The 14,062-nt window shown below is 26.5% G+C and carries 11 protein-coding genes; 4 read left to right on the forward strand and 7 right to left on the reverse strand.

From position 1 onward, the window contains the following. Positions 1–53: 53 nt before the first annotated feature. From C4S77_RS09975 to C4S77_RS09985, 3 genes are all read left to right on the forward strand, one after another. Positions 54–2,078: a TonB-dependent receptor gene (locus tag C4S77_RS09975; RefSeq protein WP_105247417.1), complete on the forward strand. Its 2,025-nt coding sequence runs from the start codon at positions 54–56 to the stop codon at positions 2,076–2,078. Between the two features lie 11 nt (positions 2,079–2,089). Then, positions 2,090–3,193 (forward strand): YncE family protein, encoded by a 1,104-nt coding sequence (locus C4S77_RS09980; RefSeq protein ID WP_105247418.1) that lies wholly within the window; start codon positions 2,090–2,092, stop codon positions 3,191–3,193. Between the two features lie 294 nt (positions 3,194–3,487). After that, complete coding sequence (locus C4S77_RS09985; RefSeq protein WP_105247419.1) at positions 3,488–4,888, forward strand: NADH-quinone oxidoreductase subunit N; 1,401 nt, start codon at positions 3,488–3,490, stop codon at positions 4,886–4,888. A 355-nt stretch (positions 4,889–5,243) separates the two neighbouring features. Here the strand turns inward: C4S77_RS09985 and C4S77_RS09990 are convergent, their stop codons facing one another. Further along, positions 5,244–5,681 carry a GNAT family N-acetyltransferase gene (locus C4S77_RS09990; RefSeq protein WP_105247420.1) on the reverse strand — a complete coding sequence of 146 codons (438 nt, stop codon included), beginning with the start codon at positions 5,679–5,681 and terminating at the stop codon, positions 5,244–5,246. Between the two features lie 18 nt (positions 5,682–5,699). Next, positions 5,700–6,788 (reverse strand): agmatine deiminase family protein, encoded by a 1,089-nt coding sequence (locus C4S77_RS09995; RefSeq protein ID WP_105247421.1) that lies wholly within the window; start codon positions 6,786–6,788, stop codon positions 5,700–5,702. Between the two features lie 132 nt (positions 6,789–6,920). On the opposite strand from C4S77_RS09995, the gene C4S77_RS10000 reads away from it, so the two are divergent. Continuing rightward, positions 6,921–7,379 carry a GtrA family protein gene (locus C4S77_RS10000; RefSeq protein ID WP_260209795.1) on the forward strand — a complete coding sequence of 153 codons (459 nt, stop codon included), beginning with the start codon at positions 6,921–6,923 and terminating at the stop codon, positions 7,377–7,379. A gap of 4 nt (positions 7,380–7,383) precedes the next feature. On the opposite strand, the gene C4S77_RS10005 is transcribed toward C4S77_RS10000, so the two are convergent. From C4S77_RS10005 to C4S77_RS10025, 5 genes are all read right to left on the reverse strand, one after another. Then, positions 7,384–8,304, reverse strand: coding sequence for a S66 peptidase family protein (locus C4S77_RS10005; protein ID WP_105247422.1), 921 nt, complete (start codon positions 8,302–8,304; stop codon positions 7,384–7,386). 5 nt (positions 8,305–8,309) lie between these two features. After that, a complete protein-coding gene (locus C4S77_RS10010) occupies positions 8,310–8,762 on the reverse strand; it encodes a heme-binding domain-containing protein (protein ID WP_105247423.1) in 453 nt (150 codons plus the stop codon). A gap of 63 nt (positions 8,763–8,825) precedes the next feature. Next, positions 8,826–10,433, reverse strand: coding sequence for an Ig-like domain-containing protein (locus tag C4S77_RS10015; protein WP_181042867.1), 1,608 nt, complete (start codon positions 10,431–10,433; stop codon positions 8,826–8,828). 52 nt (positions 10,434–10,485) lie between these two features. Then, complete coding sequence (locus C4S77_RS10020) at positions 10,486–12,723, reverse strand: DUF2339 domain-containing protein (RefSeq protein WP_181042868.1); 2,238 nt, start codon at positions 12,721–12,723, stop codon at positions 10,486–10,488. A gap of 231 nt (positions 12,724–12,954) precedes the next feature. Beyond that, on the reverse strand, positions 12,955–14,061 hold the full coding sequence (locus C4S77_RS10025) for a DUF3810 family protein (RefSeq protein WP_105247426.1): 1,107 nt from the start codon (positions 14,059–14,061) through the stop codon (positions 12,955–12,957). Position 14,062 lies beyond the last annotated feature (1 nt).

The following is a 14,062-nucleotide window of genomic DNA, read 5'->3' on the forward strand; positions in this document are numbered from 1 at the left end:
CATGTTTGCCTTTAATAATATATTACTTAATATTATAACAGATTGGCTTACAAATGAATAAATACAATTCTACATTTTTTTTAATATTTCTGTGTATCTGTATTCCTTGTTTAATTGTATTTTCTCAGGAAAAAAAAGATACTACACAAATACTTGAAATCCCCGAAGTCATTTCTATTGGAAAAATTGAAAAAAATGCAATTATTCCTTATCAAAAATTAGAGGGTAAAGAATTGGAAACTTTAAACAGCCTATCTGTAGCTGATGCGCTTAAATATTTTTCGGGGGTTCAACTCAAAGATTATGGAGGAGTCGGTGGAATGAAAACCGTAAATATCAGAGGAATGGGAAGTCAACATGTGGGAGTTTTTTATGATGGTATTCAGCTAGGTAACGCTCAAAATGGAACCGTAGATTTAGGAAAGTTTTCTTTAGATAATTTAGAATCTATTTCTCTTTACAATGGACAAAAAAGCGAAATATTCCAACCTGCAAAAGATTTTGGATCTGCCAGCAGCATTTATTTAAAAAGCAAAATTCCTCAATTTAAAGAACAGAAGAAAACAAATTTAAGTATGAACTACCGTTCCGGGTCCTTTAATTTAATAAATCCTTCTATTATTTGGGAACAGAAATTATCTGAATCTCTAAATTCATCTCTAAATTTTGAATATGTTAATTCCAACGGAAAATACAAATTCCGCCAAAGTGAAAGAGCCAGTAATGGATCGATCATATGGGATACCACAGCAATTCGTCAAAATGGAAATATAAGTGCCTTTAGGGCAGAAGCTGGACTTTTTGGCAAAGTATCTAAAGGAATATGGAATATCAAAGCTTATTATTATGATTCTGAAAGACAAATTCCAGGAGCAATTGTTAAAAATGTATACCACAGATATGAAAAACAATGGGACAGAAATTTTTTTATTCAAGGAACTTTAGAAAAAAAAATTACTTCTAAATATAAATTTTCTCTTAATGCGAAATATGCCTATGATTATACACATTACCTGCAAAACGATATTAAAAGCAAATATATAAACAATACCTTCAAACAGAAGGAATTTTATTTTTCATGGGTTCAGCAATATTCATTTTTTTCATTTTGGGATGCATCACTATCTGCAGATTATCAATATAACAGTTTAGATGCAGATCTGCCTTTTTTTGCTTATCCTGATAGAAATTCGGAACTAATTGCTGCGACTACTTCTTTACATTTCTCTAGATTTAAATTTCAGGCTAGTTTGCTAGGTACTTATATTCAGGAAAAAATTAAAAAAACTTCTTTATCTCAAGCATCTCCAAACAAAAAGGAATATACACCTTCTGTTTTTATTTATTTTAAACCATTCAGAGCTTTAGATTTTGATGTTCATGCATTTTATAAGCGAATATTCCGAATGCCTACATTTAACGACTTATATTATACAGATTTCGGAAACTCTCTTTTAAGACCTGAATATACCACCCAATATGATGCAGGCATTAATTATAGCAAATATTTTAACTCTGGGATATTTTATCAGGTAGAATTAGAAACAGATGTTTATTATAACGAAGTTAGAGATAAAATTATAGCATATCCTAAAGGTCAACAATTTCGCTGGACTATGTTAAATTTAGGAAAAGTTCGTATACGCGGAATCGATATATCGGCCTTAACCTCCTACAAACTATACAAAAACCTATTACTAAATCTAAAAGCAACATATACCTATGAAGATGCTCAGGATATATCTTCCCCTACTCTATATAATTACAAAAATCAGATTCCATATATACCATGGAATAGTGGAAGTTTATTGATAAGTATTTTATATAAAAAATGGAATCTGAATTACAGTTTTATTTATACAGGAGAAAGATATAACCAGCCGGCTAATATTCCTGCTAATTATGAGAAAGAATGGTATACTCATGATTTCTCATTAACACATGATATTTCTTTAAAAATTATGAACCTAAAAGCAGGAATCGAAATAAATAATATTTTTAATAAACAATACGCAATTGTAAGAAACTATCCTATGCCCGGACGAAATTACAGGCTTTCACTTAAAATTAACATATAAAAATTAATAATATGAAACTAAAAAAATTACTTTTTCTTTTACTACCACTCTTTAGCTTAATAGGGTGTAATGATGATGATGATTGGAACAATTCTCCTCCAGTTATAAACAAACAATCTTCCGGTATTTATATTTTAAACGAAGGGGTATATGGACAAAATAATTCTACTTTAGATTTTTGGAATTTTAATACCGGCAAATATACCTTATCTTTTTTTACTCAAATAAATCCACAACAAGCAGGTTTAGGAGATACAGGGAATGATATTGCTGCTTATGGAAACAGATTATATATTGTTGTAAACGCTTCTAATTATGTAGAGGTTATCAATTTAAAAACCGGAGAGCATATAGGAAAAATTGAGGGTATAGCAAATGGACGAAATATCACTTTTCACAATCAATATGCATACATCACTTCTTATGCGGGACCTATGGTTGGCTCTAAACAATTAGGGTATGTCTATAGAATTGACACTGCAAATATAAAGAATACGGAAGATAAGGTTGTTGTAGGTTATCAACCGGAAGGGCTTACGATTGCCAATAATAAACTCTATGTAGCTAACTCTGGAGGATATCTTACAAACTATGATAATAGAGTATCTATTATTGATCTCGATAGTTTTAAAGAAATAAAAAAAATAGAAGTGGCTACTAATCTTTCTAAAGTTAAAAAAGATAAGAATAATGTAATATGGATAACTTCCTTAGGAAATTATAAGACAATACCAGGAAGTATTTCTGCTATTGATCCATCTACGGATACTGTGATTAAAACTATAAATATTCCGGTAAGCAATTTTGATTTCTATGGAAATGAACTTTATTATTATAGCGTTGACTGGTCTACAAACCAACCTAAAAGTACTTATGGTAAAATCAATATTATTACCAAAGAAAAAATTTCAGGAAGTTTTATTAGTGAAGCAGATAAAAATAAAATTGAGTCTCCTTATGGTTTAGTTATTAATAAAGAGAATGGCGATATATTTATAGGAGATGCATCAAATTACGTCAACCCCGGAAAAATATTTTGGTTTGATAAAAACGGTAATTTAAAAAATTCGCAAACAACTGGTGTAATGCCAGCTCATTTTGAATTTTTAAAATAAATTTAAAATTAAGTTTCTATTCTTCCACAAATAAGTTTGTGGAAGAATTTTATTTACTTCCCTTAAATTTTATTTATTTACAATATTATTTTTTCTTTATTATAAATTAAAAGTGTTATTTACAATTATTATTTGATGCTGATTTGCTTTTTATTAAAGTCTGTAAATGAATATATTTTATTTGATAAATTATTCTTTTTTACTAGCACAAAATTGATTACTTAAATTTCGCACTTTGAATGAAATATATTAACTTTGCCCCCTACAAACTAGGTAAAGTAAATCGTAATTTAAATGAGCGTTATTATTATACTATTTATAACAGCTATTTTAGCATTATATTCAGGAGTTTTAGGGACAGGAAAATACTCTCAGCCGATATCCATTATGGGTTTAATTATAGCTTTTATGGGTACTTTTTATGGAGATTTTTCTTTTTTTGAACAATATAAGTTTATGTTCAATTTTGATCATAGTGCTCAAATATTTACACAAATTTCAATTATCACTACTTTATTAATTTTTGCATTAGGGAGATTTGCTTTTAAATTGATAGACCACCATCAGGCAGAAATTTACAGCCTTTTATTATTTTCCCTTTGTGGAGGAATTATACTCTTTAGTTTTCAAAATCTTGTAACCTTATTCCTTGGAATAGAAATTTTATCTATTCCTCTATATGTTTTAGCCGGAAGTAATAAAATAGATTTACGATCCAATGAAGCTTCAATTAAATACTTTCTAATGGGGGCTTTTGCTACAGGTTTTTTGTTATTTGGAATAGCTTTAATATATGGTACTACCGGTTCTTTTGACATTTCTACTATCAGACAATATAGTATCAATACATTGCATTTTCCTACAATATATATTACAGGGATTATTCTTATGTTAGTAGGTTTACTTTTTAAAATATCTATTGCTCCTTTTCATTTCTGGGCACCGGATGTTTATGAAGGTTCCCCTTCTCTAATTACTGCTTTTATGGCTTCTGTAATAAAAATATGCGGTTTTGTTGCTCTATATAAATTATTAGAATTTGTTTTTGTAGGTCAACTGAACGATTGGCAATACATTATATTCTACTTAGCAATTATAACTTTACTTACTGCAAATATTATTGGTGTTTTGCAAAGGAATGCTAAAAGGATGTTGGCTTATTCAAGTATATCTCATGCCGGATATTTACTTCTTATTTATTTTAATTCGGATGCCAATTCTATATATATTTTAGCTTTCTATTTATTAGCATACTCTTTATCTACTATTGGGGTATTTGCCAGTTTAATTTATATTGAAAGAGTATCTCACGGTATTAGCGATATATGTATGTTTAATGGTTTAGCTAAAAAACAACCTATTTTAGCATTAACTACAACTATATCTCTTTTATCAATGGCCGGTATTCCTTTAACTTCCGGATTTATTGCTAAATTTAGTTTATTTACTCAAACTTTAAAAACTCAACCTATTTTGGTTATTGTTGCTATCTTAGGTTCTGCTATAAGTATTGCTTATTATCTAAAAATAATTATAGCCATGTATTTTAATTCCGAATATAAAGAATTAACAGTGGCAAAAAAAGCTCCTTTTACCTATAATCTAGTTGCTATTATCGTTATTGTTTTAATTATCGCATTAGGTGTATATCCTGAACCTTTATTTAATTGCTTAGAGCTTATTTCTTTAAGATAAATATAAAGTTTTTATTTATAGGCGGTAAAACGAAATGTAAATTTTATAGCATTATTATCTCATTTATATTACATTTAATTAGGCTATATTTAATTATAGTTATCGATAGGTATTGTAGCCGTTTTTTATATCCATGTTTGAGTTTTATTAGACTCTGAATTTTTAATTGATTTCTTCTTTTATAAAAAAGACAAAATTACATGACTTTTCGCATTATTAATATTATCATCCTCCTTTTATTAAAACAAAACCATTGAAATGAGAATAGTAAATTTATTATTGAAAAATTATTATTATAAATAACATTATAGGGGTATATTGATAATATAAATGATAAAGTTATATTTTTTAATATTTAAGTATTTTTATTTTTTAAAATCTTAACTAAGTATTTAGGATCTTCTTTATACCCCTGACGTGCATAAAATTTCTGCGCTAATTTTCTACGTTCCTGAGTATGTAGCTCTATTCTATCGCACTTTTTTTCTTGAGCCAATTTTACACAATATTCTTCTATTTCTTTTCCAATACCCCTACTTCTGTAATCTTGATCTACTGCAAAATAATTTATTCTCAAATAATCTCCTTCTCTTGCTATTTGAGGTATGTAATGTAAAGATATAAAAGCCACTACTTTTTCGTTTACTTCGTAAACTAATAACTCTGCGTCGGGATGGTTTAATAAGATTTCCATTTTCTTTTTCACAAAAGATTCTGTTTGTGGATAACCTAACTGATCTAATAATTTTTTAATATTATAATAATCAGAAATATAGGCCTTTCTAACACTCATAATAATAAATTCTCTTATTTATATTGCTGGTTCTTGCTGACTCAAACAATGGAAACTACCTAACCCCCATATAATATCGGTAGAATCTATCCCTATTACTTTTCTACCTGGAAAATGTTCTTGAATGATTTCTAGTGCTATTGTATCATTTTCACAATTATAAATAGGAACGATAACACTTGCATTAGCTATATAAAAATTAGCATAAGAAGCTGGTAATCTTTCTCCTTGATAAAATACAGGTTTCGGCATTGGTAATTCAATTACTTTTAAAGATTTTCCATTAAGTAATTTCATTCTTTTTAACTGAGATAAATTATTTTGCAGAATATTATAATTTTCATCTTCAGGATTAGCTTCAACTACTGTTAAAACGGTGTCTTCATTAATAAAGCGGACAGTATCATCTATATGTCCGTCTGTATCATCTCCTATTATGCCTTCTTCAATCCATAAAACTTGTTCAACTCCATAATAATCTTTCAGATATTTTTCAATTTCTGATTGTGACAATTTTGGATTTCTATTTTTATTTAATAAACAGGATTTGGAAGTTAATACGGTACCTTTCCCATTAAATTCCACCGCTCCTCCTTCCATAATAATTCCCGGAGAAAAAACAGGTAATCTATTTTCTTTAGCTATACATAGTGGTATTTGATTGTCCAAATCATATGGTGGGTATTTATTTCCCCATGCATTATATTCCCAATTCACTATTGCTTTTTTATATTTAACAGCACCTGGATTTATAAGAAATGCGGGTCCATGATCTCGACACCATGCATCATTGGTAGGATGAATATAAAAATTAATTTTATCTAAATTAGCTATTGTTTTCTTTATATATGTAAGTGCAAATTCCTTCATTTCAACACTTACTACATTAATGTTTACTAATTCACCTTTTGTTAATTCTGCAATAAATTTTGCATAAGGTAAATATATTTTTTCTATTTTTCCGGGCCAAGATAATTCTTTATGTGGCCAGGATAACCATGTAGCTTTATGAGTTGTAAATTCTGCTGGAAAAAAATAACCTAGTTCTTTAGGAGTTTTTCCTATGAAATTTTCAGGTGTATATTTTTTATAATCTTTTATGGACATAGTAAATGATAATGTCTATTTAACATTAAAAAAACTGCAATTTAATTATTTTTATATAAAATTTTATCATTAGTTTTCTAGGATTTTAAGTTAAAAAAGTTAATTTTGTAAGCATTTATCAGAATAATAAACGTGATTCAATCTATAAAAAAACATAAAAAACAAATTACTTTATTTTTTATTGCAGGAGTTTTAAGTGCTATTATTGAAATTTCATTAATGAAGTTACTAAGTCTTCCCCAAATACTTCCTCGTTTATTTTCATTTGAAAATAAAACAAATGCTTACCCTCTATCAAATATTTTATCTACGGGTAGTGGTATACTCAGTAATTATTTTTTTAGTATTTACTTTGTATTTGAAAGAGGTAAACATTCAAAGAAAAAGGAATTTTCATTATTTATTATTCTTTCTATAATTACAATGTTTTTAAGTTGGGCTATTTTTGGTTTTTTCCATTCATTTATTTATAAACCTGTAAACTTTGGAATAATAACTATAGGAGATATTGTGTTATGTAAAGGTATGGCAATATTTTTAGTTTCTTCTGTAAATTATATAATTAAAAAGAAAATTATATTTTCAAACTAAAATTTCATATTTTATTAGTCAAAACTACTTTTAATTTATCTACTTGAAGATTTACCATTCCACCTAAAATTATAGCTCTATTATCATATATATGACCTGAAGGAAATCCAAAAATTTTTGGTATATCATATTTTTTAAATCTGTCTGATATTATTTTATAAGCATCTTCATCAAATGATTCATGATAATTCTGATTATTTTTTTCATCATCCATTTTAGTAAATCCACCTACAATTAAACCTTTTATTCCCATAAGGATTCCTGCCCTTTCCATAGCTATAAGCATTCTGTCTATATGATAATAATTCTCATACCAATCTTCTATAAAAAGTATTTTATTTTTAAAGTTATCTTGAGAGTTACTTCCGATCAAACTATATAAAATAGATAAATTACCTCCTGTAATTATACCGTTACATTCTCCTATCTGATTAAAAATAGAAGGTGGAATATTATATTGTAGAGATTTCCCTTCCAACACATCAAAGATAGAAAGGTAAGACTCTTCAGAATGCCCCTGAGAAAGGGGTTTGCATACTGTTGCATGTAATGTTTGTATCTTTCTTCTATTCATATGTTGATGAAAGACTGTATTATCAGAATATCCTATTAACCATTTAGGATATTTTTTAAATTTATCAAAATTTAATGAATCTATAATTTGCACGCCTCCATATCCGCCTCTGGCACACCAAATAGCTTTTGCCTCAGGATGATCTAGAGCCCATTGCATATCTTCTGCCCTTTCTTGAGGTGTTCCTGAATAATTATATCCAAATGTATAATGATTAAATGTATTTTTGCCTATCTCGTAGTTCCAACCTTTAGAGAGAATTTTGTCTATTGTAGATTTTATTTGTTCAAATTGTACTACTCCGGCAGGAGCAACAATAACAATAAGATCTCCTTTTTTTAAAGATATCATATTATTTACCCTTTTTTATCTTCAGATACGAATTTTGAAAACCATTCCTTCAGTATTTTTTTATCTTTAGTCGATAATTTTGCGTCTTTATGTATCCATAAATAACTATCTAAAGGCATCCAACCTTCATTTGCAGCTGCATAGAGTGATTCATAAATATGTTTTTTTTGATAGTTATTATATCTTCCAAATTCAGAAAAATTCAAATAAGACCTACCTTCATTTATATGGTCTTTTACATACCATGAAATGGGTGCTATATTTGTGTACCAAGGATATTTTGATTCGTTTGAATGACAATCATAACATGAACTTTTAAGAATACTTTCTACCTCTTTAGGAGCATGTGTAATAGTTACATAATTTTCTTCTGGTTTTACGATCGGATTATTTTTATCTATCCTAAAGAACTGCATAAATACAAATACAATTACAATAATGATCAACACCTTTTTCATTTCGTTTTAATTTTAAATTAGTTTATCCTTTTATTCCCTACAAAAAATAAACCAATTTAAAACCTATAATATCCAAGTTTCATTAATATTCCACAATGCACGAACATCTATAGGACTATGATAGAGATACGTTTTTTCTGCAGGTTTGAAATCATCTAAATCAACTGTATCCCAAAGCCCGTTATTATTTTCATCTACTAAAATGCGTATCAGATACTTGCCCGGTAATAAATTTTTAAATTCAAACAAATCATTATCACCATACAGGTTTTCAATAATTTGATATTTTTCTGTTAATAGTTGAAAAAAGAATTTAGACGTTGGCTTATTTTGTATTTTTATGCTTAAATTACCTAATTCTGTTTGTTTTTTGGTTTGAATGTTATAAGATAAAGTATCTGTATTTTCTTGTCCTAAAAAGTCTTTAAATGCGTTTGCATAAATTTTAATACTATATTGTGTATCAAAATTTATAGGAAATTTTATATTGATTTTATCAGAGTTTAAGGAATCTTTTTCAACAGTAAAATTTAATGGTTCTTTGTTTTTAAAGACTTCTATTTTGCTTTTATTAATTTCTGAAATATATGTACTTGAATTTAGTGTAAAATAATTAGATGGGGTAATTTCTTTTTCTTCAGGAACAAATGATAATTTAGTATTTAGTTGTTTATCATATATAGTTTTTAAGGTATCCGATTTGTTCTGATATTGAACAAGAAATTTGATTTGCCCTTTTTTATTAATGCTTTTAATCTCTTTATTGTCAAAATAAACAAATAAACTATCTGAAAAATTGATATGTTGTATTTTTAGAGGGGGAAATTCCTTTTCTAAAGATTTTATTTCAACCTCTTTAGGATTTCCTTTAAATTTAAACTTAATAATCCCCTGCCCTGATTGTTCAGCACTTATTACTTTATATTTTTGTTTTATAGGTGATAATACTATATTGTATTGAGAAGATGATATAGGATTTATTATATCTTCTGAAAAACCTGCAATTTCTTTATCCGGATCTATAATTAAATTAGAATTAAGATCATTAAAAGCTATTAAACGGTATCTTCCTTCATGTAAATGATTTAATTTAAAATTACCAGCAGAATCAATCTTTGTAATATAATAGGGTTTTCTTTTTAAATCAACAGAATCTTTTCCTAATGAATCTTTTTCTATTTTGTATAGAGAAACGAGGGTTGTAAGAGGTACAGTTTGTTCTAAACTTTGTTGAACTTTACCTGATAGCCATAAACTATCGATTACTTCACCCGTCGAAAAAATATAAGAAAAATTATTCAGCTTATTTCCTTCGTTGTTATCTTGTATACTAGAGCCGAAATTTATCGTATAAGTGGTATTTTCATTCAAGGGTTCATAAAATTTTACAGAAACATACTTGCGTGCTATTGTAGAAGGTTCTATAGTGGGAGGAGTTCTGAGAGGTGGGGATATGATTACTTGTTTTGAAATATCCTTTACAAGGACATATTCATCAAAATTTAATATAATTTCTTTGATAGATTTATCTACTTTAGTTGATAAAGTATCTGGTTTTGAGCCTAAAAATTTTGGTGGAGTAATATCTTTAGGCCCACCACTAGGAGTACCCATTCTTGCACATGATGTAATACACAGACATAATATAAGCAAAGTAAAAGCTTTTTGCATAAAATTAAAATATGTTTTTACAAAGTTATTGATATTAAAAATTATTCTCATTTTAATGCAAATTATTTTTTTCATCTTTAATTTCTTCTTTTTCACTATTAACTAACACTTTTAATTTCTGATATAAAAATGAAGTTGTTAATAATATTATACCTAATAAAACAAAGGAAATAATCTTACCTGTTTGTGGCATTTTCCAAACATCATATAAATAAAGCTTAAAAATAATCAGAATAAAAAGAAACATAGAAATTTTTCTGAAAATTAATTTTTTTTGCTTTATACCAATTATTATCATTAGTAAAGCAATGATCCCCCAAATTAAGGAATATACAATTGTATGAACATTTTCTAATACCTTTTTTGAATAAAATAATAAAACAATATTATCTATTTCGAAGCTTAATGCCAAGATTGATATTGAAAAAATTATCCAATAAATTATATCTCTATTTTTGAATATACTATTCTTAAAAAGATAATTCTGTAAAATAATGAACGCAGGTATTGTTAATATATGTAATATGTAAACACTATTTAAAAAATCAGATGTTTTATTTTCTATATATGTAAAAACAATGCCTCTTAAATAGACTATAGAGTATATTACGGATAAAATAAGAAAAAAATAATAAAATCCTTTTTTTAATTGATATTTTTTCACAAGTATATATATGAGAATAAATAAATATATATATACCCCTTGAATTAAGTATAATCCGTAATTATTAAAGTAATATTGACAAATTTGATAGGTTAATTCTGAAAAAGGAATAATAAAAAGCAAAAGTAATAAGATTCCTCCTAAACACATTCTTAACTGACATATATTACATATATTTATTTGGAAAATTGTTATTGAGGTATTTTTCACTTTTTTTAATATAAATAAACTAATGCATAAATAACCTATAACTAAAATTCCTGTTATAAATATAGAATTTATGATAATAGGCAACTTTTCTATACTTAATATATAAGCTTTATAATAATCTATACTTAAAGCAAATAAGGTTAATAATTGTAAAAGTAAAAAACTGTATTTAAAAATTTCAATTTGTGTTTTTCTAAAAAGCCATATTAAAAGAACAGCTTCTACTCCCCAAAACATAGTAATTGCTTCACCATTAAATTTTACAGGAATAGTTAAACTGATAAAAGAAATAACAATACCTATTAATAAACGGAAAAATAATGTTTTTTGTTCCTTTATTTTTATCAATAATAATATAGGTATACAATTTATGACAGCCATAAAGATAGTAATCAAACTTTGCATAGCAGGTTCAAAAAGAGAGAAAAGAACTATATATAACAAAAAATTATTACTTAATATAATAAATACCTGAAAAAAATTTATTGTTCTGATTTTAAAATACTCAATTAAAACTAATACATAAAATTGTATGAAAAATAATAACCCAAAAATAACTGCTCCGTTTCTTTCCTTTATGGTATATGATAAAACTATCCATGAAATATAAAAAAGATATGTAAAAATATAACTTAATACACTTACAACTATCCATTTCTTTTTATATGCTAAAATCAACATTCCTGTATTAAGAATCAGTATATATGAAAATAATGTTGAATAGTTCCCATTATCTGAACTTACTAAAAGAGGTGAGGCAAAACCTCCTAAAATGGAAAATATAGCAATAATTTTATGATTATAGTAAATTGAAAGAAAAACTGCTCCAACAGTAATTGCTATTAAAATAATAAATGCCATATTTTGAGAAAAAAGTTGGTATTCTCTAAAAGCTATGGTTACCGTTATATATAAAACTGAAATTCCACCACCTGCTAAAAGCCCTGAAAAATAAAGATATTTTTTTCTTAATTTATGAGCGATACCTATAATAATTAATCCTATTATAATACCTATACCCACACGGCCTTTTTCTCCGATCCAATTACGATCTATTGCATACTTAACAAAATAAGCTATTCCTAATATTAAGGTAGTAATACCTATTTTACTTAAAATATTTTCACCCAAAATCTTCTCTAAGTCAAATGAAGATTTTTTTCTTTTTACTTTTTGTTTAAGAATTGGACTATTTTCATATTTTGGAATATCTTTCTTTTTATCATCAATTAAAGGTTTTGTTGGTGTAGAAATATCAGCTTGTGAAAGGTTTAATTTTTTTTCTTTTATTTCTAAAGGGATTAGATTTTCAAACTTGGATGTTTTTTCTGAAATATTAGATACATTTTTTTCTTTAACTAAATTTAAAATCTCATCTATTTTATTATTTAAATTTTTTATGTCTTGTTTTAACAACTTAACATTTTTATTTATTTTCAAAAAAATTATATAAAAAACTAAAATAATAATAAATAAGAGTAAATATTCCATAAGTAAATTTAGATTATAAAAACAAATTTAAACATTAAATGTAAATGCTAAAAAATATAACTTATTAAAAAAATACTTCTAAATTTAATTAAGAGTAAACAAAAAAACAACGCTATTTGACACTTAATCATAAAATACTACTTAATTAAATATTGATTAATAAATGTCAGGTATTGAATTCTCTTTTTTGATAAAAAGATTAGAATAATTTTTTTTATAAAAACTGACAATCATTCCAGCCACTTGATTATAGGCTACAATTCCGTCCTGATTATTAGATTTTAGATATGTATTATTCATAAAGCTAAAAACATCTGCTCCCCAACCATGGTTTTCTTCATAATACTTTTTTTCTGATGCTCTATCTCTTTTCATTCCTTCTGAATAATTATTAAGTATCCTTTTCACGAAATCATGATCGTACGGATATATTTCTCTTAAAATATACTTTAGGGCTTTGTACTTTATACTATATTGATAGTTTACATTTGAAGAGGATTCCCCCATATAAAACGAATAAAAATTGGCTTCATTTTCTGGGGCAACTCCTGCCTGATGGCCCATTTCATGAGCTATAGTAAAAGGTAAAAATGTACCCGGTAAACCTTTAATAATCTGTGCTTCTCCTGTAAACGGATTATAATACCCTGATACTCCCAATTTTTTCATTACAGAACTAAAAAGAGATTCTTTAACATTAGGTTTTTGTTTAGGTGAATTGTAAAAAGCATTTTGTTCCCAATATAATGTATGAATCATTTTATTTTCATCTACCCAAAAAATGTTTTTTTTATCTACGATAACTTTTTTTCTTAATTCCCTACAATCATTTAAAAGAACATTGGCTACTATCTTATATTCATTAAGAAATATTTTCTCTTCTTTCACTTGGTATTGAGGAAAATTATTATATCCATACAATAACCCTATAGACAGCATAAATAAGCCATAAAATATATTAACTGTCCATAATATTTTTATAGTATAAGATTTTACAGACAATTTATCCTTTTTTGCCCAACCAACGATTATCTTTATTATCCAATATAAAAGTAAAATACCCAATAAAAGATATAAGACATCCCCTACTGAAAATTTAATAGAACCTAAAACTGTATTCTGTAAAAATTTTATTTTTATCAATAAAGGGAAATACCAATTTCCAATAATATTTTTACTCATTTTTAAAAGCTGGAAAAAGAAAAACTGTAATAACAACATTGAAAGAAGTTTTTGATTATCCATTTTTATCTTTTTCTTCATT

Source organism: Apibacter adventoris (genome assembly GCF_002964975.1).
GTDB classification, from domain to species: domain Bacteria; phylum Bacteroidota; class Bacteroidia; order Flavobacteriales; family Weeksellaceae; genus Apibacter; species Apibacter adventoris.

Bases quoted from the DNA above. Each gene is read 5' to 3' on its own strand.
- C4S77_RS09975 (WP_105247417.1), top strand. From the start codon at position 54: ATGAATAAATACAATTCTACATTTTTTTTAATATTTCTGTGTATCTGT.
- C4S77_RS09980 (WP_105247418.1), top strand. From the start codon at position 2,090: ATGAAACTAAAAAAATTACTTTTTCTTTTACTACCACTCTTTAGCTTA.
- C4S77_RS09985 (WP_105247419.1), top strand. From the start codon at position 3,488: ATGAGCGTTATTATTATACTATTTATAACAGCTATTTTAGCATTATAT.
- C4S77_RS09990 (WP_105247420.1), bottom strand. From the start codon at position 5,681: ATGAGTGTTAGAAAGGCCTATATTTCTGATTATTATAATATTAAAAAA.
- C4S77_RS09995 (WP_105247421.1), bottom strand. From the start codon at position 6,788: ATGTCCATAAAAGATTATAAAAAATATACACCTGAAAATTTCATAGGA.
- C4S77_RS10005 (WP_105247422.1), bottom strand. From the start codon at position 8,304: ATGATATCTTTAAAAAAAGGAGATCTTATTGTTATTGTTGCTCCTGCC.
- C4S77_RS10010 (WP_105247423.1), bottom strand. From the start codon at position 8,762: ATGAAAAAGGTGTTGATCATTATTGTAATTGTATTTGTATTTATGCAG.
- C4S77_RS10015 (WP_181042867.1), bottom strand. From the start codon at position 10,433: ATGCAAAAAGCTTTTACTTTGCTTATATTATGTCTGTGTATTACATCA.
- C4S77_RS10025 (WP_105247426.1), bottom strand. From the start codon at position 14,061: ATGAAGAAAAAGATAAAAATGGATAATCAAAAACTTCTTTCAATGTTG.